This is a genomic window from Kitasatospora sp. NPDC002040 (assembly GCF_040296785.1).
Lineage (GTDB): Bacteria > Actinomycetota > Actinomycetes > Streptomycetales > Streptomycetaceae > Kitasatospora.
The window spans coordinates 12,138-33,249 of record NZ_JBEOXV010000030.1; the positions used below are offsets into that span (position 1 = coordinate 12,138).

Consider the following 21,112-nt stretch of genomic DNA (forward strand, 5'->3'; position numbering starts at 1 on the left):
GTATCCGGGTAACCCACCCGGAGGCGGGCCGCCACGGCTCTTTTCGGTTATGGCTGCTGACGCCCGATCGGGAGTTCGTAGGTGATCTCCCAGCGCGAATCCGGGATCACCAGATCGGCCGTCTCCACCGCGCGCCCGTTCACGTCGTAGTACGTCCGCTCGATCACCGTCAGCAGATCGTGGACCGGAATACCGAGCATGTTCGCCTGGCTCTGGGTGGCCCGGTCCGGCCGGGGGTGTTCCACCACCCGGTCCACGGTGACGCCGATCGCGGCCATCCGGGCCACCACGCCCTGGCCGCTGTACGGGCCGAGGTCGGGGAAGACCACCCGGGAGCTGCCGGTGATGGCCATCGGCTCCCAGCTCTCGGCCAGTTGGGTGGGGCGCCCGCCGATCAGGAACTCGTAGGTGGTGTGCACCGTGTCGGCGCCGGGCTCGATGCCGAGCCGGGCGGCCAGCCTCTCGCCGGCCCGGACCCGGCTGCGGGTCTGCGACTCCCAGCCGCTGCCCTCGGTGACCTCGCCGATGTCCAGCCGGAACGGGGCCGGGTTGTGCAGCTCCGGGTGGAGCGAGCGGTACATCCGCCGGCGGACCGGGGGTTCGCGCAGGAAGGTGCCGGACCCCGCGTAGCTCTCCAGCAGGCCCTCGGAGATCAGCAGCTCCTGCGCCTTCTGCAGCTTGGTCGCCTTGACGTTGTACTCCAGGGCGAGTTTGGCGCGGGAGGGCAGCCGCTCGCCGAGCTGCCACTCGCCCGCCCGGATGCGCTGCCGGAGCAGGTCAGCGATGCGGAGGTAGTCGCGCTCGGCAGAAGGCATCTGACGCTCCTGACGGGGCAGGCCCCGAGGTGTGGGCAGGGCGGGTGAATCAGGGTTGACAATCTAATGCATCAGATGGAATCTAAGTGCTTAGATTTACGTTCCGTGACCGACCGCTCGCAGGGAGAGCCGTTGCGTGCGAACCACCAGGGTGTTTGACGTCGCCGTCCGGCTCTCCGCCGCGGCCGGGGCCAGAGCGCGCATCAGTCTCCGGGACGAAGGTGGTTACCGCGTGTACGTGATCCTGCCGGCCGGGATCAGCGCCGAGGCCCAGCTCGCCGTACTCGACGTGCTCGCCACCGCCGACCGGTTCGGTCAGGACCGCACCGGCTCGACCCAGGGCGTCTGGGCCGAGATCGACCACGAGCAGAAGGCAGCGCCGTGAGCAGGTCCTACCGCGTCTCCATCGAGGACATCACCGCCCCCGCGACCTTCAGCCACCTCCCGGACGCCCTGGCGGCGCTCTGGGAGGCGCTGCGGGTCCTTCCACTGGGCTGGACCCAGTACGAGGCCTACCGCTTCTTCTTCGGCCCGGGAGTGGTCGAGCGGGTCACCGAATTCCTCGATCGCGACGGCGAATTGACACTCAGTTTCGCAATGGCCGGCCGGTCCCACCTGGTGCAGGTCCAGCAGGCCTAGCGCCCGGCCCCAGGCGGCGGCGTCAAAGCGGATCATGCCCACCTGGGGAGTGCTGCGAGCATGACGGCTGCCTGGCATCCCGTCAGGAGAAGGCCCGCGAGTCCTGCCGAGCAGTCGTCACCATCGCCTTTGAGGACGGCCCCTAGGACTCGGCCGGGTCGGGGAAGGTCTGCAGGGTGAGGAAGACCACTCGGCGGCCCTCGCCGGCGCCCTCGGTGCGGATCCGCAGCCGCTGGCCCGGGCGGAGCAGCCGCAGGCCGCCCGCGTCGAAGGCCGGGGCGTCGAACGGGACCGGGGTGCCGTCGTCCAGGAGGACCGAACCGGTCCTGGTGGCGGGGTCGAAGGTGAACGAGGTGGCCTGCATGGCAGCAGCATAGCGACGGCGCCGGGCCGGTCCGGGCTCAGACCGGTGCGCAGGCCACCGCGGCGGTGTGCGGTCCGACGCCGAGCGCCAGCGCCTCCCGCAGGTCCGCCCCGGTGTCCACGTCGCGGCGGACCGAGGGCACCTCGCCCGGGCTCAGTTCGGCCGCGCCGGAGGCCGCGTGCCCGGCCCGGGAGCCGGTGCCGAACCGCGGCGCCAGCACGGCGCCGGGCGGGCAGGCCAGCAGGGTGGTGCCGAGCCCGGGGGAGTCGGCCAGGAAGGAGCGCCCCGGCTGCGCCCGGGCCGCCGCCAGCACCAGGGCCAGCTCATCGGCCCGCAGCGCCGGGAGATCGGCCGAGAGGACCGCCAGCGGGGCGTCGGGAGCCAGCCGCCGGGCCAGTCCGGCGCCGTACACCAGCGCCGGATTGAGCCCGCCGCCCGGCTCCTCGGACACCACCAGCGCTCCCAGCCGGGCCAACCTGGCCCCGGCCGCCGGGTCCTGGGTGACCACCAGCACCCGGGCCACCAGCGGACAGGCGAGCGCCGCCGTCACCGCGTCCAGCGCGAAGGCCAGCGCCAGCGCGGGCGTTCTGGCACCCGCGTACGGAGCGAGCCGGCTCTTCGCCAGCGCGAGCGGCTTCACCGGCAACACCAGCGACCACTCGGGGTGGGGCGCGGGCGCACCGGGTACTGCGGGGCGTACGGTGTCCTGGGTCATCGGCGCCATTCTGTCGCCGGTGGCGCACCCCTGACCAGGTGGCCCGGGCGCAGCGGGGTGTGACGCCCCGCCGGCCGGGACGGTCCGGGAAGCCGCTCGACAGCGGCGGGGCCAGCGGTGAGACTGGTCCGCGCCCCGAGGGGCGACGACTGACCTGCGGCACCCCACGTGCCGCAACGATGAAGAGGAGCAGGGGTGGCGCGCCGCTCGTACGCCAGGTTCGGCAACGCCGACTACGGGATCTGGTACCGCTTCGCGGCCGTGCTCGTGAAGCCGGTGACCACCGCCCTGGTGAAGCCGGACTGGCGGGGGTGGGAGCACCTGCCGGAGCGCGGCGGCTTCCTGGCCGTGGTGAACCACAACTCGCTGATCGACCCGGTGGTCTACGCGCACTGGCAGTACAACAGCGGCCGCCCGCCGCGGATGCTCGGCAAGGCCGGGCTGTTCTCGGTGCCGTTCATCGGCTTCATGCTCAAGAAGACCGGCCAGATCCCGGTGTTCCGCGAGTCCACCGACGCCGCGCAGGCCTTCCGGGCCGCGATCGCCGCCGTCGAGCAGGGCCAGTGCGTGCAGTTCTACCCCGAGGGCACGCTCACCCGGGACCCGGACATCTGGCCGATGACCGGCAAGAGCGGTGCGGCCCGGGTCGCGCTGATGACCGGCGCGCCGGTGATCCCGGTCGCGCACTGGGGCGCGCACGAGATCATCCCGCCGTACGGCCGGGGCGGGAAGGGCAAGTTGAACCTCTTCCCCCGGCACAAGGTGACGGTGGCGGCCGGACCGCCGGTCGACCTGAGCAAGTACCAGGGCAAGGAGCTGACCGCCCAGGTGCTCCGCGAGGCCACCGAGGACATCATGGCCGCGATCACCGAGGTGCTCGCGGGGATCCGCGGCGAGCAGGCCCCGGCCGAGCGCTACGACATGCGCAGGGCCGCCCGGGACCGGGCCGACGCCGCAGCCGCGAAGAAGGACCGCGCCGCGGGCCACTCGAACGACGAAGAGAGCACCAAGTGACCCGCTGCGCCGTGTTCGGGACCGGGTCCTGGGGGACCGCCTTCGCGATGATCCTGGCCGACGCCGGCTGCGAGGTGACCCTCTGGGGCCGCCGGGCGGAGCTGGTGGACGCGATCAACGCGACCCACGCCAACCCCGACTACCTGCCGGACACCGTGCTGCCGGCCACCGTGCGGGCCACCACCGACCCGGCCGAGGCGCTGGCCGGGGCGGAGTTCGCGGTGCTCGCGGTGCCGTCCCAGACGCTGCGTCAGAACCTGGCCGCCTGGGCGCCGCTGCTCGGCCCCGACACGGTGCTGGTCTCGCTCATGAAGGGCATCGAACTCGGTACCGCCAAGCGGATGTCCGAGGTGATCCAGGAGATCGCCGGGGTCGGCCCGGAGCGGGTCGCGGTGGTCAGCGGCCCCAACCTGGCCCGGGAGATCGCCGACAAGCAGCCCGCCGCCAGCGTGGTCGCCTGCACCGACGAGCTGGTCGCCAAGCGGCTCCAGGCCGCCTGCCACACCCCCTACTTCCGCCCGTACACCACCACCGACGTGGTCGGCTGCGAGCTCGGCGGCGCGGTGAAGAACGTGATCGGCCTGGCGGTCGGGATGGCCGACGGGATGGGCCTGGGCGACAACACCAAGGCCACCCTGATGACCCGCGGCCTGGCCGAGACCACCCGGCTCGGGCTGACCCTGGGCGCCGACCCGTACACCTTCGCCGGGCTGGCCGGGATGGGCGACCTGGTCGCCACCTGCTCCTCCCCGCTCTCCCGGAACCACACCTTCGGCACCAACCTCGGGCGCGGCATGACGGTCGAGGAGACCATCGCGGCCACCAAGCAGACCGCCGAGGGCGTCAAGTCCTGCGAGTCGGTGCTCGACCTGGCCCGCCGGCACGGGGTCGACATGCCGATCGTGGCGGCCGTGGTGGACGTGGTGCACCACGGCCGGCCGACCCAGGAAGTGCTGGCCGGACTGATGGCCCGGTCCGCGAAGCCCGAACGCCGTTGAACCCGAGGCCCCAAGGACCGTGCGGCTGACTTTCACCGAAACAGTCGCACGGTAGTCTCGAACGCGATATGAGCATCGAAAAGACCTCCCCCAACGCGGCCAAGCCGCGCGTTGCGATCGTCTTCGGCGGCCGCAGCTCCGAGCACGGCATCTCGGTCGTCACGGCCGGCAGTGTGCTCAGGGCGATCGACCGGAGCAAGTACGAGGTGCTGCCGATCGGCATCACCCATGAGGGCCGCTGGGCCCTGGTAGGCGACGAGCCGTCGCGGATGGCCATCACCGACGGCCGGGTGCCGGACGTGGACGCCGTCGCCGAGCCCTCCGAGGGCCAGGTCGTGCTGCCCGGCAACCCGACCAGCCGGGAGGCGGTCTGGAGCGAGCCCGGCGCCGTGCCCAAGGTGCTCGGCGACGTCGACGTGGTGCTGCCGCTGCTGCACGGACCGTGGGGCGAGGACGGCACCATCCAGGGCCTGCTGGAGCTCTCCGGCGTCCCGTACGTCGGCTCCGGCGTGCTGGCCAGTGCGGCCGGCATGGACAAGGAGTTCACCAAGCGGATCCTGGAGTCGCACGGCATCGGGGTCGGCCACTACACCGTGGTGCGCCCGCGCGAGTGGGAGAGCGAGGCCGGGCGGGCCGCCGCCCGGGAGCGGATCGCCGCGCTTGGCCTGCCGGTCTTCGTGAAGCCCTGCCGGGCCGGCTCCAGCATGGGCATCAGCAAGGTCAAGGACCTGGCCGACCTGGACGCCGCGATGGACGAGGCCCGCAGCCACGACCCCAAGGTGATCGTCGAGCGGGGTGTCGAGGGCCGCGAGATCGAGTGCGGCGTGCTGGACTTCGAGGACGGGCCGCGGGCCAGCCTGCCGGCCGAGGTGCTGGTCGGCGGCGACTACGAGTTCTACGACTTCGAGGCGAAGTACATCGACTCGTCCGAGGTGCAGATCCCGGCCCGGCTGACCGAGGCGGAGACCGCCGAGATCCGCCGCCAGGCCGTGCTGGCCTTCGACGCGCTCGGCTGCGAGGGCCTGGCCCGGGTCGACTTCTTCCTGCTGCCGGACGGCAGTTGGATCGTCAACGAGATCAACACCATGCCCGGCTTCACCCCCATCTCGGCCTACCCGAAGATGTGGGAGGCCACCGGCCTGCCGTACCCCGAGCTGGTCGACCGGCTGCTCACCGCCGCGCTGAACCGCTCGACCGGCCTGCGCTGACCACCCGCCCGAGGGGCTCTCAGAGCCCCTCGGGGACGGTCGCCGCGATGGCGTCGGTCAACGAGCTGAGCGGGTCGATGTAGTTGGGGTACGCGCCCTCGGGGACGGACACCTCGACGTAGGCCCGGCGCAGCGTGGTGACGAAACGGTAGCCGCCGTCCGCGTCCCTGGTCATGCCCCACTGGACGCCGTTGACCTCGGGGGCGGAGGCCAGCGGGTCGTCGTTCAGGTAGTCCGGCCGGGGCAGGCCGCAGCGCAGCACCGTCCGGGGCGAGCTGTCCCAGGCGGCGGTGTACGGCGAGGCGGGTGACGGGTCGTCACGCCGGTGGCCGAGCACGGTCGCCGGGAGCGCCCGGTCCAGCGCCGCGCAGAAGCCGGCCTCGGCCGCCCCGGGGGCCGGGGGAGCGACGTCCGGGGGCAGGCTCCAGCTCCAGCCGAGCAGACCGGCACAGGTCAGCAGCGCGGCGGGCGGGACGCCCCAGCGGACGGCGGCGGGAAGGCTGCGGAGACGGCTCACCCAGCGATGGTAGCCAGCGGCTACAACCGGACCACCGGGCAGGTCAGCGTCCGGGTGATGCCCTCGACCTGCTGCACCTGGGCGACCACCAGCCGGCCCAGGTCGTCGATGGTCTCGGCCTCGGCGCGCACGATCACGTCGTACGGCCCGGTGACGTCCTCGGCGGTGAGCACGCCCGCGATCTTGGCGATCGACTGGGCCACGGCGGTGGCCTTGCCCACTTCGGTCTGGATCAGGATGTATGCCTGTACCACGGGGGACCTCCAGCGGGGTGGGCCGATCGGCAGTCTGATCACCACGCTACCGCCCGGTGGGCCCGGTGGGGGAGACCCCGTGCCCCGCCGAGGGCGTACGCTGCGCGCGGGGGCGCGCAGGCGCGGGCTTCGAGTCAGGTCGATGTGTCATCAGTGGAGAGGGCGGCAGATGCAGGGGACAGTGGGCGAGCTCGGCGAGTTCGGACTCATCAGAGAGCTCACCGCCCGGCTGCCGCTCACCCCGGCCGTGGAGCTCGGGCCGGGCGACGACGCGGCCGTGGTGAAGACCCCGGACGGCCGGGTGGTGGCCACCACCGACGTGCTGATCGAGGGCCGGCACTTCCGCCGGGACTGGTCCACCGCGTACGACGTCGGCCGCAAGTGCGCTGCCCAGAACCTGGCCGACATCGCCGCGATGGGCGCGGTGCCGACCGCGATACTGCTCGGCCTGGTCACCCCCGCCGACCTGCCGACCACCTGGGCCACCGAGCTGATGGACGGTCTGCGGGACGAGTGCCAGGTGGCCGGTGCCACCGTGGTCGGCGGCGACGTGGTGCGCGGCGAGACCATCACGCTGGCGATCACCGCCCTCGGTGACCTCCAGGGCCGGGCCCCGGTGAAGCGCTCCGGCGCCCAGGTCGGCGACGTGGTCGCGGTGACCGGCTGGCTGGGCTGGTCGGCGGCCGGGCTGACCGTGCTGTCCCGGGGGTTCCGCTCGCCCCGGGCCTTCGTCGAGGCGCACCGCCGCCCGGAGCCGCCGTACCACGCGGGCCCGGCCGGGGCCGACCTCGGCGCCACCGCGATGATCGACGTCAGCGACGGTCTGGTGGCCGACCTCGGCCACGTCGCCAAGGCCAGCGGAGTGGACATCGACCTGCGCGCGGCCGACTTCGACGTGCCTGCCCAGATGGCGGACATCGGCCAGGCGGTCGGGGTCGATCCGCTTGTATGGGTGCTGTCCGGCGGGGAGGACCACGCGATCGTGGCCACCTTCCCGAGCACCGTCCAGCTTCCCGCCCGATGGCGTGTGGTCGGCGAGGTGGTGCGCACGGCGAGCGCGGCCCGGGGCGGACAGGTCACCGTGGACGGCGCTCCGTGGGACCGGGCCGGCGGCTGGGACCACTTCGCGGCGGAGTAACCACCATTTAGCGGTGGCGTCACTGCTCCGGAGCGCGGGATTTGAGCTGACGACAGGTCGGGCGGGTAGCCTGAGCGCTGTCGGCCATGTCCGGTCTGTCCGGTGTTGTCCGGCTCGTACGAGAGTCCATCAACTCGGGGGCCTGCGCTGCCCCAGGAGCGGGAGAGCACGCCCCCATGAGAATCGGTGTCCTGACCAGCGGCGGCGACTGCCCCGGCCTCAACGCGGTGATCCGCTCGGTGGTGCACCGCGGCACCGATGTCCACGGCGACGAGATCATCGGCATCGAGGACGGCTTCCTCGGACTGATCGAGGGGCGCAGCCGGCCGATCTCGCACGACGACGTGACCGGTCTGCTCACCCTGGGCGGGACCATCCTCGGCTCGGCCCGGGTCCAGCGGGACCGGATCAACTGGGCGGTGGAGAACGCCCAGCAGCTCGCCGCCGACATCGGCATCGACGCGCTGATCGCGATCGGCGGCGAGGGCACGCTGACCGCCGCCAAGAAGTTCAGCGACGCCGGGCTGCCTGTGGTCGGGGTGCCGAAGACCATCGACAACGACATCGACGCCACCGACGTCACCTTCGGCTTCGACACCGCCGTGCACGTGGCCACCGAGGCGATCGACCGGCTGAAGACCACCGCCGAGTCGCACCAGCGGGTGATGGTGGTCGAGCTGATGGGACGTCACACCGGCTGGATCACCCTCACCGCGGGCATGGCCGGCGGTGCGCACGGCATCCTGATCCCGGAGAAGCCGTTCGACATCGAGGGCGTGGCCCGGATGATCGAGGAGCGGTTCCGGCGCGGCAAGAAGTTCGCCATCATCGCGGTCGCCGAGGGCGCCAAGCCCGCACCCGGCACGCTCCGCTTCGACCACGGCGGCGTCGACCAGTACGGCCACCAGACCTTCGGCGGGATCGGCACCCGGCTCGCGCACGAGCTGGAGGACCTGCTCGGCAAGGAGTCCCGGCCGGTCATCCTCGGCCACACCCAGCGCGGCGGCACCCCCACCGCCCGGGACCGGGTGCTGGCCACCCGGTTCGGCTGGCACGCGGTGGAGGCCGTGCACAAGGGCGCCTTCGGGCACTTCACCGCGCTGCGCGGCACCGAGATCGAGCTGGTCCCGGTCGCCGACGCGATCACCCGGCTGAAGACCGTGCCGCAGGAGCAGTGGGCGGAGTCCGAGGCCGTCCTGTGACGGGCGTTCGGTAGGTTGGGCCGCATGGTTGCTCCCCCTCGCGTACTCACCGTTGCCGGCTCGGACTCCGGAGGCGGCGCCGGCATCCAGGCCGACCTCAAGGCGATGCTCGCGCTCGGCGTGCACGGCATGAGCGTGATCACCGCCGTCACCGCGCAGAACTCGGTCGGCGTCCAGGGCTACTGGGAGCTGCCGGCCGAGGCCGTCCGGGCGCAGTTCCGCAGTGTGGTGGACGACATCGGCGTCCAGGCCGTGAAGACCGGCATGCTGGCCTCGGTCGAGCTGGTGGAGACCGTGGCCGAGCTGCTTGCCGGGGTCGGCGCCCCGGTCGTGGTGGACCCGGTCGGGGTCTCCAAGCACGGTGACGCGCTGCTCGCCGCCGAGGCGGTGGCGACCGTACGGGAGCGGCTGCTGCCGGTGGCCACCCTCGCCACGCCCAACCTGCACGAGGTGACCCAGCTGACCGGCATCGAGGTCGAGGGCGAGCGGGACATGGCCGCCGCCGCCGAGGCGCTGCTCGGCTTCGGCCCGGGCTGGGTGCTGATCAAGGGCGGCCACCTCGAAGGCGAGGCGGCCGACCTGCTGGTCGGCGCAGATGGCTCCGAGCACTGGTACCGCGCGCCGCGGCACGACAACCGGCACACCCACGGCACCGGCTGCACGCTGGCCAGTGCCATCGCCGCCGAGCTGGCCAAGGGCGCGGAGATGCCGGCGGCGGTCGCGGGGGCGAAGGAGTACATCACCGGCGCGATCCGGGGCGGCTTCGCGCTGGGCGCGGGCATCGGCCCGGTGGACCACGCCTGGCGCTGGCGCTGACCCGTCCCGGAGACCGCCTCCGGAACGACCGAAGGGCGGACCCTGGGGGTCCGCCCTTCAACCGGTGCAGAAGGCAGTAAGACAGAAAGCCGACCCACCCGAGGGTGAATCGGCGATCTGGAGGACCGGCTAACCGGTCTGCGCGTCAGCGCGAGACCTTACCGGCCTTGATGCACGAGGTGCAGACGTTGAGCCGCTTCGGCGTCCGACCGACCGTCGCACGCACCGTCTGAATGTTGGGGTTCCAACGACGGGGAGTACGGCGGTGCGAGTGGGAGATGCTGTTGCCGAAGCCCGGCCCCTTGCCGCAGACGTCGCAGTTGGCAGCCACAGGAGTCACTCCAAGACTTCAGATCATTTACGTTCGAAAACCCCGGCTGAACCAACTCGGGCCACTCGCGTGGACCGGACTGCTTCAAGGGGTGAGCCCGGACTGTTCCGGGCAACCGGGAGAGCATACAACGACGACTCCCGTTCAACGAAACTACCACGGTCCGGCCCTTGATCATCCCCTGCGGGCCTCCGGCCAGCACCGATGGCGGGCCGGTCCGGATAACCTGCCAGCATCGCCCCTTGCCACCGCGTTCACCCGTGCCCCCGCCCAGGGTTCGGTCCGCGTTCACCGGAGGAGACCCTGGTGCTGGACACGCTCGACGCCGCCACCGTCCGCACCTGGTGCCGCCTCGCCCTGACCGCGCTCGGCCAGGCCCGCGAGGAGATCGACGCGCTCAACGTCTACCCCGTCCCGGACGGCGACACCGGCACCAACCTCTACCTCACCGTGGAGTCCGCCGCCGAGGCCGTCGAGCGCTGCTTCACCGGGCCGGGCGACCCCGGGCTGGGCACCGCGATGACGGCCGGCGCCCGGGGCGCGCTGATCGGCGCCCAGGGGAACTCGGGCGTGATCCTGGCCCAGTGGCTGCGCGGCCTGGCCGAGGTGCTCGCGCTCGGCGGGGAGCCCGCCGATCTGCGCAAGGGCCTGCTGCGGGCGGCCGAATCCGCCTACCAGGCCGTCGCCGAACCGGTCGAGGGCACCCTGCTCACCGTCGCGGCCGCCGCCGCCCGGGCTGCCGCCCAGGGGGCGGGCGGGCTGGCCGAGGCTGCCGACACCGCCTACCGGGCCGCCCGCGAGGCCCTGCTCCGCACCCCGGCCCAGCTCGCCGTCCTGGCCGAGGCCGGCGTGGTGGACGCCGGCGGGCGCGGCCTGGTCGCCATCCTGGGCACCCTCTCGGACGCCGTCACCGGCCAGACCCCGATGGGACCGGTGGCCCAGCGCCGCGAGTTCGACCGCCCGGTCCGCCCGCTCGGCGGCTGCGAGGGCCATGAGCGCCCGCCGGGCCCCGGGCACCCCGCCTTCGAGGTGATCTACCTGCTGGACGCCCCCGACCAGGTGCTGCCGGCCCTGCGGACCGAACTGGCCGCCCTCGGCGACTCACTGGTGGTCGGCGGCGGCGACGGCCTGTGGAACGTGCACGTGCACGTGGACGACGCGGGCGCCGCCGTCGAGGCCGGCGTCCGGGCCGGACGGCCGTACCAGATCCGGATCACCCACTTCGCCGAGGCCGCCGCCCGGGCCGGCGAGAGCGGCCGGGAGACCACGGCCGGCCGGGCCGTGCTCAGCGTGGTCACCGGCGCCGGGCTGGCCGAGCTCTGCGAGCAGGCCGGCGCCCATGTGCTGCTCGCCGACCCCGACCGGCCGCCCGCCAGCGCCGAACTGGTCACCGCCGTCCGCCGCTGCGCCGCGCACGAGGTGGTGCTGCTGCTCAACGACCCCGAGCTGCGGGCCGCCGCCGGGGCCGCCGCCGACCGGCTCCGGCAGGACGGGATCAGGATCGCCGTGCTGCCCACCCGCTCCCCGGTGCAGGGGCTGGCCGCGCTCGCCGTGCACGAGCCGGGCCGCCGCTTCGACGAGGACGTGGTCGCCATGACCTCCGCCGCCGGGGCCACCCGGTACGCCGAACTCGCGGTCGCCGAGGGCGAGTCCTGGACCATGGCCGGGGTCTGCCAGGCCGGGGACGTGCTCGGCCTGATCGACGGCGACGTGGTGGTGATCGGCCCCGAGCTGCTCGCCACCGGTGAGGAGCTGCTCGGCCGGATGCTCGCGGCCGGCGGCGAACTGGTCACCCTGGTGCTCGGCGAGGGCGCCCCCGCCGGGCTGGGCGACCACCTGGTCGCGCACGCCCGCCGCCAGCGCCCCGAGGTCGACACCGTGGTCTACGACGGCCGGCAGCAGTCGGCCACCCTGCTCATCGGGGTGGAGTAGGTCGGACCTGTCGCCGCCGTGGTGTCCAATAGGTCCTGATGGGCGCTCTCGATGAATCTCTGACCAAGCTGGTCGGCGACCGCACCGCCAAGGTGCTGGCCGACAGCCTCAAGCTGCGCACGGTCGGCGACCTGCTGCACCACTACCCCCGCCGGTACGTGGAACGCGGGCAGCTCACCAGCCTGGACGACCTCGAAGTGGACGAGCACGTCACCGTGCTGGCCCGGATCGAGAAGGTCACCCTGATCCCGTTCAAGGCCCGCAAGGGTGACCGCCTCGAAGTGGTGGTCACCGACGGGCGGGGCCGGCTCAGCCTGGTCTTCTTCAACCAGGGCTGGCGGCAGAAGGACCTCCGCACCGGCTCCCAGGGCCTGTTCGCCGGCAAGGTCGGCGTCTTCAACGGCAAGCGCCAACTCGCCTCGCCCGACTACCAGTTGATCGACGCCGAGGACGGTGCCCCGGAGGCGGGCAAGTTCGCGGGCCGGCTCATCCCGGTCTACCCGGCCAGCGCCCAGATGCCCAGCTGGAAGCTCTCGCTCTGCATCGAGGTCGCCCTCGACAAGCACCTCGCCGACGTCGGCGAGCCGCTGCCCGCCGAGCTGCGCGGCAAGCACGAGCTGATCCCGCTGCCCGAGGCGCTGGAGCTGATCCACCGCCCGCGCAACCAGGCCGAGAAGGAGCGCGCCCAGGACCGCCTCCGCTGGGACGAGGCCTTCGTCCTCCAGGTCGCCCTGGCCCAGCGCCGCGCCGCCGACTCCGCCCTCCCCGCCGTCGCCCGCAGGCCCGTCCCCGACGGCCTGCTGGACGCCTTCGACGCCCGCCTCCCGTTCGAGCTGACGGACGGGCAGAAGACCGTCTCCGCCGAGATCTTCACCGACCTCGCCACCGAGCACCCGATGCACCGCCTGCTCCAGGGCGAGGTCGGCTCGGGCAAGGCGCAGCCGTTGGACGCCTTGGTGCTCACCCCGTCCGGCTACCGCAGGATGGGCGATCTGCAGCTCGGTGACCCGGTCGTCACGCCCTCCGGGGAGATCTCCGTGATCGACGGGGTCTTCCCGCAGGGCGAGCGCGAGGTCTGGCGGCTGGTCCTCTCCGACGGCAGTTCGGTGGAGTGCGACGACGAGCACCTGTGGATCGTGGGGACGAGCTGTGGCTGGCACCGGGGGCAGACCCCGAAGGTCATGACCACGGGGGAGATCCGAGCCGATCTCACGAAGCGCAACGGCAGCTCGAAGTGGTACCTGCCGGTCGCCACCCCCGTGGACCTCGGATTCCACGACCCGCTGCCGATCGACCCCTACCTGCTCGGAGTCCTGCTCGGTGACGGTTCGTTCCGCCACAACCTGCGGCTGTCCACCACGGACGCGCAGATCCTGGACGCTGTCCGGGCGTTGCTGCCGCCCGAGTGCGAGGCCGTCCCCGTCGCCGGATCCACCTGCGACTACACGCTGAGGCTGCGCGGCAAACGCCGTGGTGACGTCCGGAGTCCGCTGATCCAGGCACTGCGGGACCTCGGCCTGTGGAGCACCGGATCTCACACCAAGTTCGTGCCGGAGCAGTACCTGAACGCGACCGTGCGCGATCGGCTGGCGCTCCTGCAGGGGCTGATGGACACCGACGGGACGGTCCAGCGGAACGGGATGAGTGCCTCGTACTGCTCGGTCTCGCCCCGACTGGCGGAGGATGTCGCCTGGCTGGTCCGTTCGCTGGGCGGGCGAGCCCGGGTGCTGCCCAAGGGGGCTTCGTACAACGTGTCGGTGGCGGTTCCGGTGGACCGGCAGTTGTTCCGACTGGAGCGCAAGAAGGCGCGGATGGCCGGAGGACGGCCCAAGTACGACACCTTCCGACGGGCCGTCAGGGCAGTGGAGCCGGTGGGGCGGAAGCAGGTCCAGTGCATCAGCGTGGAGCACCCGGACCACGCGTACGTCACGGACAACTTCACCGTCACCCACAACACCATGGTGGCGCTGCGGGCGATGCTGGCGGTGGTCGACGCGGGCGGGCAGGCGGTGCTGCTGGCGCCGACCGAGGTGCTGGCGCAGCAGCACCACCGGTCGATCGTCGAGATGATGGGCGACCTGGCCGAGGGCGGCATGCTCGGCGGCTCGGACCTGGGGACGAAGGTCGCGCTGCTGACCGGGTCGATGGGGACGGCCGCGCGGCGGCAGGCGATGCTCGACATGGCCTGCGGGGACGCCGGGATCGCGATCGGGACGCATGCGCTGATCGAGGACAAGGTGCAGTTCCAGGACCTCGGCCTGGTGGTGGTGGACGAGCAGCACCGGTTCGGGGTCGAGCAGCGGGACGCGCTGCGGGCCAAGGGGGACCAGCCGCCGCACCTGCTGGTGATGACGGCGACGCCGATCCCGCGCACGGTGGCGATGACGGTCTTCGGCGACCTGGAGACCTCGGTGCTGGACCAGCTGCCGGCCGGGCGCTCGCCGATCTCCACCCACGTGGTGCCCGCGGTGGAGAAGCCCAACTTCCTGGCCCGGGCCTGGGAGCGGGTCCGCGAGGAGGTGGAGAAGGGCCACCAGGCGTACGTGGTCTGCCCCCGGATCGGGGACGAGCCGCCGGACGCGCCGGGGAAGAAGAAGCGCAAGCCGCTGGTGGACGACCCCGAGGACGTCGGCGCCGCGAGCGACGAGAAGCGGCCGCCGCTCTCCGTGGTGGAGACCGCCGAGATGCTGGCGAAGGGGCCGCTGGCCGGGCTGCGGGTGGAGATCCTGCACGGGCGGCTGGCGCCGGAGGCCAAGGACGACGTGATGCGGCGGTTCGCGGCCGCCCAGGTGGACGTACTGGTCGCGACCACCGTGATCGAGGTCGGCGTCAACGTCCCCAACTCGACCGCGATGGTGATCATGGATGCCGACCGGTTCGGCGTCTCCCAGCTGCACCAGTTGCGCGGCCGGGTCGGCCGCGGCTCCGCCCCCGGGCTCTGCCTGCTGGTCAGCGACATGCCCGCGGCCAGCCCGGCCCGGGCCCGGCTGGACGCGGTGGCCGGCACCCTGGACGGCTTCGAGCTGTCCCGGATCGACCTGGAGCAGCGCCGGGAGGGCGATGTGCTCGGCCAGGCCCAGTCCGGGGTGAAGTCCTCGCTCAAGGTGCTCTCGGTGCTGGACGACGAGGAGGTGATCGCGACCGCCCGCGAGGAGGCCGCCCGACTGGTCGCCGAGGACCCGTCGCTGGCCGCCCACCCGGAGCTCCGCACGGCGCTGGAGAGCCTGCTCGACGAGGACCGCGCGGAGTACCTGGAGAAGGGGTAATTCCCCTGCTCGGCAAGGCTGTTGGGCCCCCTGAATTGTCAGTGCCGGGGGAGAGAATGTAGTTGTTCGGGACGCACCCCCAAGGTGCGTTCCCGGCACGACACCTGGGGGTTCCGCCTTGGCTTTCCGTCATCTCAACGAGCTTCCGCTGGGCGACAAGGTCTTCCGGATCGAGCTGGCCAGCGACGACGACCGTGAGGTCACCCTCACCCTGACCGGCTGGCGCGAGGGCGCCGCCGCCTCCCCGCTCGCCACCGGCAAGCTGCGCCTGCCGGTGGAGGACGTGGCCAACCTGCGGATCGCGCTGAACCGCGCGCTGCGGGCGATGGCCATCGTCGCCGACGTCTCCGAGCCCATCCCCGACCGCGACGTGCTGCGCGAGCTGTACCCCGGCCACGGCGCCCCCTGGGTGCCGCAGCACGAGGAGGAGCTGACCCGCCGGTTCCACGACGGCGACACGGTGGCCCGGATCGCCGCCCGGTTCGGCCGCACCCCCGACTCCGTCCGCACCAAGCTGCGCGAGCTCGGCCACGACCCGCGCAAGCCCGAGTACTGCCCGCCCGACGGCTGCCTGTCCTGGTCCCGCTACGCCTCGCCGACCATCGTGGGCACGGTCGAGTAAACGTCCGCACGGGGCCGTACCGGGGCGCGGGCAGCTGCACACGCAGCTGCCCGCGCCCCTTGTCACGGCGTCAGCGGATAGCGTGTCAGGTGCATCCAGGAAAGGACCGCATCTCTCATGACCCGCGTGATCGCCGGGGTGGCCGGTGGCCGCCGCCTGTCCGTACTGCCGGGCCGGACCACCCGCCCGACCTCCGACAAGGCCCGGGAGGCGATGTTCTCCACCCTCGCCGCGCTGCGCGGCACCCTGCACGGGGCCCGGATGCTCGACCTGTTCGGCGGATCCGGAGCGGTCGGCCTGGAGGCGCTGTCCCGGGGTGCCGAGCACGTCCTGCTGGTGGAGGCGGACGCCGGTGCCGCGAAGGTGATCCGGGAGAACGTCCGGATCGTCGCGCTGCCGGGCGCCGAGGTCCGGGCCGACCGGGCCGAACGGGTGATCGCCGGGCGGGCCCCGGAGACCCCGTACGACCTGGTCTTCCTGGACCCGCCGTACTCGGTCACCGATGACGAGGTCCGGGAGATGCTGCTCACAATCCTGGCGGGGGGCTGGATCACGGCCGATGCACTCGTCACCGTGGAACGCAGCACCCGGGGCGGCGAGTTCGGCTGGCCCGAGGGCTACGAGGCCGAGCGCTCCCGGCGCTACGGCGAGGGGACGCTCTGGTACGGTCGCGCCGCCTCCGGACCTGCCGAAGACTCGTAGCCGCCCACCCATCAGGCCCCACAAGGGAGTCCATGCCATGCGCCGCGCCGTCTGCCCGGGTTCCTTCGACCCGATCACCAACGGGCACCTCGACATCATCGAGCGTGCCTCCAAGCTGTACGACGTGGTCCACGTCGCGGTGGCGATCAACCGCAGCAAGCAGGGCATGTTCACCGTCGACGAGCGGATCGCGCTGATCGAGGAGACCACCGCCCAGTACGGCAACATCGAGGTCGAGGCCCACCACGGCCTGCTGGTGGACTTCTGCCGGGACCGCGGCATCCCGGCGATCATCAAGGGCCTGCGGGCGGTCAGCGACTTCGACTACGAGCTGCAGATGGCCCAGATGAACCACGGGCTGACCGGTGTGGAGACGCTGTTCGTGCCGACCTCGCCGACCTACAGCTTCCTCTCCTCCAGCCTGGTCAAGGAGGTCGCCTCGTACGGGGGCGACGTCTCGCACCTGCTGCCGGAGGTCGTGAACAGCCGGCTGGTCGAGCGGATCGCCGAGCGCGCCAAGCAGTAGGAGCGGCGGGGGACGAACGGGACGGGAAACCGGACAGAGCTGGCGAAGCGTCACATACCCTCCCCCGCCCGGGGGAGTGGGTGGCCTCGGACGTTGTGAGCTGCGCCCGCTCTGGACGTACAGTCTGTACTCCTGCCCGGACGCGGATGCCACGCCGAGGGGCACTGCCTCCGCCGCAGTTCGGCGGCACACGGAAAGACAGAAGCCCCGTGGACGTGCAGAACAGACTTGACGCGATCGTCACGGCGGTGGAGAACGCCCGCTCGATGCCCATGTCGGCGTCCTGCGTGGTGAACCGGGCCGAGCTGGTCGGCCTGCTCCAGCAGCTCCGCGAGGCGCTGCCCGCCGAACTCGCCCAGGCCCAGTCGGTGATGGCCGACCACGAGCAGGTGGTCGCGGACGCCCAGGCCCAGGCCGACCAGATCATCCAGGGCGCGCACAGCGAGCGCGGCTCGCTGATCTCGGACACCGAGGTCGTGCTGCGCGCCCAGGCCGAGGCGGACCGGATCCTCGGCGACGCCAAGGCCGAGGTGCAGACCAAGCTGGCCGAGGCGGACGACTACGTCGACTCCAAGCTGGCCAACTTCGAGGTGGTGCTCACCAAGACGCTCGGCGCGGTCGGCCGCGGCCGGACCAAGCTGCGCGGCGACGCCAGCGTCTTCGAGCAGCCCTACGACGAGGACGCCGCCGATGGCGAGGAGTTCCGCTCCCGGGTCAGCCCGAGCCCCGAGGTGGACGAGTACGTCGATGTGAAGCTCGCCACCCTGGAGACGGTGCTGAGCAAGACCCTCGAAGCGGTCGGCAAGGGCCGGGACAAGCTGCTCGGCAAGGCCTCCATCGACGAGCTGGGTGCCTACCTGGCCGCCGCCGACGAGGCCCAGCACCTCAAGGACCGGGCCGAGGCGGTCGCGGCCGGCTTCTCCGAGGGCGTCCCGGCCGACGCCGGCTACGCCGAGAACGGCGAGGAGCAGCCCTGGTACCGGGCCGAGGTCCCGCAGCAGCAGAGCTGGCCCGAGCCGACCCCGGCCGCGGCCGGCTGGCAGGCCCCGGAGGCCGACCAGTACGCCGCCGCGCAGTACAACGAGGTCTACAGCGGCGGCTACGACCCGGCCGGCCAGCCGCAGACCGACCCGTACGGCTACCCGCAGCAGGCCCAGCCCAGCTACGGTGGCCAGGGCTTCGACACCTACGGGTACCAGCAGCCGGTCTACCAGGAGCAGCCGCAGGAGCAGCAGCAGCCCGGCTACGGCGGCCAGGGCTTCGACTACGGCTACCAGCAGCAGCCCGCCCAGGTGCCGCAGCAGCAGGTGGCGCTCGACGAGACCAGCTTCTTCGACACCAGCATGATCGACATGACCCGGCTGCGGGAGCTCGGCGGCAGGTGAAGTTGGGCCAGGCCGGAGTGTCCGGTAGTCTGACCACTCCGGCCTGTTCGTTGCTGGGCCGTTCTGCTGCCTCGGAGCAGCCGGATCGAACCAAATCCGCGCCATGCAGGGATGCGTGCCGCCTTCAGGAAGTCAGGACACCTTGAACCGCCTCGACCACCGCGACCCGCTCGTGTTCGACACGCATGAGCTCGGCCGTCGTCCGGGGTCGCTGCGCAAGATCGTCCGGACCGTGGAGGCGCCGGAGGGCCTGGGCATCATCGATGTCATCGCCGTCCCGGTGAAGAGCGAGATCGAGATCGAGCTCCGGCAGGAGTCCGTGGTCGAGGGCGTGCTGGTGACCGGCCGCGCCCGGGCCGGGGTCGAGGGCGAGTGCGTGCGCTGCCTGGAACCGGTCGAGGACCGGCTCCGGGTCGAGTTCCAGGAGCTGTTCTACTACCCCGAGTCCGACGAGCGCACCCGCGCCCGGACCACCGGGGCCGACGACCTCGACGAGGAGTCGGACGACGAGACTTACCGCCTGGAGGGCGATTTCTTCGACCTCCGGCCGGTGCTGCGTGACGCGGTGGTGCTTGCACTGCCGCTGCAGCCGGTGTGCCAGGAAGACTGCCTGGGCCTGTGCTCCGAATGCGGAGCGCGCCTGAGCGACGACCCGGACCACCACCACGAGGCCGCCGACCCCCGGTGGGCGGCTCTGCAGGGACTCTCCGCCGCCCCCGGCGACGAGGGTGACGGAATCAAGAACAGCGACACCCGTGAGGGTGGAGCCGAGAACCAGGAGAAGTAGCCGTGGCTGTTCCGAAGCGGAAGATGTCGCGCAGCAACACGCGCCACCGTCGGTCCAACTGGAAGGCCGTTGTTCCGGCCCTGGTGGCGTGTGACCGCTGCCACGAGCCGAAGCTTGGTCACATTGCGTGCCCGAGCTGCGGCACGTACAACCGTCGCCAGGTCCTCTCGGTCTGATCGGCGGGTACGGATCGATGTCGGACAGCAACTCACCCCGCAAGTCGGCTCCTGCCAACGGGAGCAAGGCCGGCGGGCCGGCTTCGACCGAATACGACGTTCTGGAAGGGCGCCTCGGGTTCGTACTCGAGCGCGCCCTTCTGGTGCGTGCCCTGACGCACCGTAGCTTCGCCTACGAGAACGGCGGGCTGCCCACCAACGAGCGCCTGGAGTTCCTCGGCGACTCGGTGCTGGGCCTGGTCGTGACGGACACCCTCTACCGCCTCCACCCCGAGGTCGCCGAAGGCACACTCGCCAAGCTGCGGGCCGCGGTGGTCAACTCGCGTGCCCTGGCCGAGGTCGGCCGAGGCCTCGAACTGGGCACCTTCATCAGGCTCGGCAAGGGCGAGGAGGGTACCGGCGGCCGCGACAAGTCGTCGATCCTCGCCGACACCGTCGAGGCCGTGATCGGCGCCATCTACCTGGACCAGGGCCTGGACGCCGCGACCGACTTCGTCCACCGCCTGTTCGACCCGCTGATCGAGGAGTCCTCTCAGCTGGGCGCGGGCCTGGACTGGAAGACCAGCCTGCAGGAGCTCACCGCCTCGGTGGGCATCGGCGTGCCCGAGTACGTGGTGGCCGAATCCGGTCCCGACCACGAGAAGACCTTCAACGCCGCCGCCCGGGTGGCTGGCGAGGACTTCGGGCACGGCAGCGGACGGTCGAAGAAGGAAGCCGAGCAGAAGGCCGCCGAGAGCGCCTGGCGGGCCATCCGCGCCAAGTACGCGGACCAGCTCAACCCCACCACCAGCTGACACAGAAGCCGAGGCGGCAGGCGTGCCCGAACTCCCCGAGGTCGAGGTGGTCAGGCGCGGCCTGGCCCGCTGGGCCGCCGGCCGCACCGTGGCCGAGGCCCAGGTGCTGCACCCGCGTTCGGTCCGCCGCCAGCCCGGCGGCGCGGACGAGTTCGCCGCCCGGCTGGCCGGGGCCACGCTGGGGGAGGCGCAGCGCCGCGGCAAGTACCTCTGGGTGCCGCTCGGCGGCGACCAGGCGATGATCGGCCACCTCGGCATGAGCGGCCAACTGCTGGTCCAGGACGCCTCGGTGCCGGACGAGACCCATCTGCGGGTCCGGCTCCGGTTCACCGACGGCGGGCGCGAACTGCGCTTCGTCGACCAGCGCACCTTCGGCGGCCTCGCGGTCGAGGAGTCCGAGCCGGGCGACCCCGAGTCGACCCCGCTCTCGATCGCGCACATCGCCCGCGACCCGCTGGACGACCGCTTCGACGACGGCGCCTTCATCGCCGCGCTGCGGGCCAAGCGCACCACCGTGAAGCGGGCCCTGCTCGACCAGACGCTGATCAGCGGGGTCGGCAACATCTACGCGGACGAGTCGCTCTGGCGGGCGAAGCTGCACTACGACCGGGCGGCCGGCACCCTGACCCGGGTCCAGGCCGCGACGCTGCTCGGCCATGCCCGCGACGTGATGAACGCGGCGCTGGCGGTCGGCGGCACCAGCTTCGACAGCCTCTACGTCAACGTGAACGGCGAGAGCGGCTACTTCTCCCGCGAGCTGGACGCCTACGGGCGGGAGGGCGAGGGCTGCCGCCGCTGCGGCACCGCCATTCGGCGCGACCCCTGGATGAACCGCTCCAGCTACTTCTGCCCCAGCTGCCAGCGCGCTCCGCGCTAGGGGCAGCCACAGGGGCTCGGGGAACTGCGACGCC

At 72.2% G+C, this 21,112-nt stretch carries 24 protein-coding genes; 18 read left to right on the forward strand and 6 right to left on the reverse strand.

Annotation, left to right across the window (positions count from 1 at the left end):
* Window positions 1-47: 47 nt before the first annotated feature.
* A complete protein-coding gene (locus ABT118_RS31930) occupies window positions 48-815 on the reverse strand; it encodes a GntR family transcriptional regulator (RefSeq protein WP_350677818.1) in 768 nt (255 codons plus the stop codon).
* Between the two features lie 232 nt (window positions 816-1,047).
* On the opposite strand from ABT118_RS31930, the gene ABT118_RS31935 reads away from it, so the two are divergent.
* Together ABT118_RS31935 and ABT118_RS31940 are read left to right on the forward strand one after the other, a co-directional pair.
* Window positions 1,048-1,200: a hypothetical protein gene (locus ABT118_RS31935; RefSeq protein ID WP_350677821.1), complete on the forward strand. Its 153-nt coding sequence runs from the start codon at window positions 1,048-1,050 to the stop codon at window positions 1,198-1,200.
* The gene (locus tag ABT118_RS31940) at window positions 1,197-1,454 is read left to right on the forward strand and encodes a hypothetical protein (RefSeq protein ID WP_350677825.1); all 258 of its coding nucleotides are present in this window, start codon (window positions 1,197-1,199) and stop codon (window positions 1,452-1,454) included. Before ABT118_RS31935 ends, ABT118_RS31940 begins: the two co-directional genes overlap by 4 nt.
* Window positions 1,455-1,596: 142 nt before the next feature.
* Here the strand turns inward: ABT118_RS31940 and ABT118_RS31945 are convergent, their stop codons facing one another.
* On the reverse strand, window positions 1,597-1,818 hold the full coding sequence (locus tag ABT118_RS31945; protein ID WP_350677828.1) for a hypothetical protein: 222 nt from the start codon (window positions 1,816-1,818) through the stop codon (window positions 1,597-1,599).
* Window positions 1,819-1,855: 37 nt separating this feature from the next.
* Window positions 1,856-2,533, reverse strand: coding sequence for a 2-phospho-L-lactate guanylyltransferase (gene cofC, locus ABT118_RS31950; protein ID WP_350677832.1), 678 nt, complete (start codon window positions 2,531-2,533; stop codon window positions 1,856-1,858).
* Between the two features lie 195 nt (window positions 2,534-2,728).
* Here cofC and ABT118_RS31955 point away from each other — a divergent pair, with 195 nt between their 5' ends.
* The 3 genes from ABT118_RS31955 to ABT118_RS31965 all read left to right on the forward strand — a co-directional run bounded on the left by ABT118_RS31955 (window position 2,729) and on the right by ABT118_RS31965 (window position 5,753).
* Window positions 2,729-3,547, forward strand: a complete 819-nt coding sequence (locus ABT118_RS31955; protein ID WP_350677836.1) for a lysophospholipid acyltransferase family protein — start codon at window positions 2,729-2,731, stop codon at window positions 3,545-3,547.
* Window positions 3,544-4,545: an NAD(P)H-dependent glycerol-3-phosphate dehydrogenase gene (locus ABT118_RS31960; protein WP_350677841.1), complete on the forward strand. Its 1,002-nt coding sequence runs from the start codon at window positions 3,544-3,546 to the stop codon at window positions 4,543-4,545. Before ABT118_RS31955 ends, ABT118_RS31960 begins: the two co-directional genes overlap by 4 nt.
* 68 nt (window positions 4,546-4,613) lie before the next feature.
* A complete protein-coding gene (locus ABT118_RS31965; protein ID WP_350677846.1) occupies window positions 4,614-5,753 on the forward strand; it encodes a D-alanine--D-alanine ligase family protein in 1,140 nt (379 codons plus the stop codon).
* Between the two features lie 19 nt (window positions 5,754-5,772).
* Here ABT118_RS31965 and ABT118_RS31970 read toward each other — a convergent pair whose 3' ends face one another.
* The gene (locus tag ABT118_RS31970; protein WP_350677849.1) at window positions 5,773-6,270 is read right to left on the reverse strand and encodes a DUF3515 domain-containing protein; all 498 of its coding nucleotides are present in this window, start codon (window positions 6,268-6,270) and stop codon (window positions 5,773-5,775) included.
* A 20-nt stretch (window positions 6,271-6,290) separates the two neighbouring features.
* Window positions 6,291-6,524: an Lrp/AsnC family transcriptional regulator gene (locus ABT118_RS31975; RefSeq protein ID WP_350677854.1), complete on the reverse strand. Its 234-nt coding sequence runs from the start codon at window positions 6,522-6,524 to the stop codon at window positions 6,291-6,293.
* Window positions 6,525-6,693: 169 nt separating this feature from the next.
* Here ABT118_RS31975 and ABT118_RS31980 point away from each other — a divergent pair, with 169 nt between their 5' ends.
* The 3 genes from ABT118_RS31980 (at window position 6,694) to thiD (ending at window position 9,680) form a co-directional block, all read left to right on the forward strand.
* Window positions 6,694-7,662: a thiamine-phosphate kinase gene (locus ABT118_RS31980; RefSeq protein ID WP_350677859.1), complete on the forward strand. Its 969-nt coding sequence runs from the start codon at window positions 6,694-6,696 to the stop codon at window positions 7,660-7,662.
* Between the two features lie 176 nt (window positions 7,663-7,838).
* Entirely contained in the window at window positions 7,839-8,864 is a 1,026-nt protein-coding gene (locus ABT118_RS31985; protein ID WP_350677863.1) for a 6-phosphofructokinase, read from the forward strand.
* 24 nt (window positions 8,865-8,888) lie between these two features.
* Window positions 8,889-9,680 carry a bifunctional hydroxymethylpyrimidine kinase/phosphomethylpyrimidine kinase gene (gene thiD / locus ABT118_RS31990; RefSeq protein WP_350677868.1) on the forward strand — a complete coding sequence of 264 codons (792 nt, stop codon included), beginning with the start codon at window positions 8,889-8,891 and terminating at the stop codon, window positions 9,678-9,680.
* A 145-nt stretch (window positions 9,681-9,825) separates the two neighbouring features.
* Here the strand turns inward: thiD and rpmB are convergent, their stop codons facing one another.
* Window positions 9,826-10,011: a 50S ribosomal protein L28 gene (gene rpmB, locus ABT118_RS31995; protein ID WP_082598345.1), complete on the reverse strand. Its 186-nt coding sequence runs from the start codon at window positions 10,009-10,011 to the stop codon at window positions 9,826-9,828.
* Between the two features lie 306 nt (window positions 10,012-10,317).
* Between rpmB and ABT118_RS32000 the strand changes: the two genes are divergently transcribed.
* The 10 genes from ABT118_RS32000 (at window position 10,318) to mutM (ending at window position 21,078) form a co-directional block, all read left to right on the forward strand.
* Window positions 10,318-11,943 carry a DAK2 domain-containing protein gene (locus tag ABT118_RS32000; protein ID WP_350677875.1) on the forward strand — a complete coding sequence of 542 codons (1,626 nt, stop codon included), beginning with the start codon at window positions 10,318-10,320 and terminating at the stop codon, window positions 11,941-11,943.
* Window positions 11,944-11,981: 38 nt separating this feature from the next.
* A complete protein-coding gene (locus ABT118_RS32005) occupies window positions 11,982-15,209 on the forward strand; it encodes a helicase-related protein (RefSeq protein ID WP_350677878.1) in 3,228 nt (1,075 codons plus the stop codon).
* Between the two features lie 118 nt (window positions 15,210-15,327).
* Window positions 15,328-15,831 carry a hypothetical protein gene (locus ABT118_RS32010; protein WP_350677881.1) on the forward strand — a complete coding sequence of 168 codons (504 nt, stop codon included), beginning with the start codon at window positions 15,328-15,330 and terminating at the stop codon, window positions 15,829-15,831.
* Between the two features lie 117 nt (window positions 15,832-15,948).
* Window positions 15,949-16,533, forward strand: coding sequence for a 16S rRNA (guanine(966)-N(2))-methyltransferase RsmD (rsmD, locus tag ABT118_RS32015; protein ID WP_350677885.1), 585 nt, complete (start codon window positions 15,949-15,951; stop codon window positions 16,531-16,533).
* Window positions 16,534-16,570: 37 nt separating this feature from the next.
* A complete protein-coding gene (gene coaD / locus ABT118_RS32020) occupies window positions 16,571-17,059 on the forward strand; it encodes a pantetheine-phosphate adenylyltransferase (RefSeq protein ID WP_350677889.1) in 489 nt (162 codons plus the stop codon).
* 215 nt (window positions 17,060-17,274) lie between these two features.
* Entirely contained in the window at window positions 17,275-18,444 is a 1,170-nt protein-coding gene (locus ABT118_RS32025) for an ATP synthase subunit B family protein (RefSeq protein WP_350677893.1), read from the forward strand.
* 103 nt (window positions 18,445-18,547) lie between these two features.
* Window positions 18,548-19,231 carry a YceD family protein gene (locus ABT118_RS32030; RefSeq protein ID WP_502884754.1) on the forward strand — a complete coding sequence of 228 codons (684 nt, stop codon included), beginning with the start codon at window positions 18,548-18,550 and terminating at the stop codon, window positions 19,229-19,231.
* Window positions 19,232-19,233: 2 nt separating this feature from the next.
* Window positions 19,234-19,407 (forward strand): 50S ribosomal protein L32, encoded by a 174-nt coding sequence (gene rpmF / locus ABT118_RS32035; RefSeq protein WP_030056747.1) that lies wholly within the window; start codon window positions 19,234-19,236, stop codon window positions 19,405-19,407.
* A 17-nt stretch (window positions 19,408-19,424) separates the two neighbouring features.
* Entirely contained in the window at window positions 19,425-20,201 is a 777-nt protein-coding gene (gene rnc / locus ABT118_RS32040; protein WP_350677904.1) for a ribonuclease III, read from the forward strand.
* 22 nt (window positions 20,202-20,223) lie between these two features.
* Window positions 20,224-21,078 carry a bifunctional DNA-formamidopyrimidine glycosylase/DNA-(apurinic or apyrimidinic site) lyase gene (mutM, locus tag ABT118_RS32045; RefSeq protein WP_350677910.1) on the forward strand — a complete coding sequence of 285 codons (855 nt, stop codon included), beginning with the start codon at window positions 20,224-20,226 and terminating at the stop codon, window positions 21,076-21,078.
* Window positions 21,079-21,112: the final 34 nt, after the last annotated feature.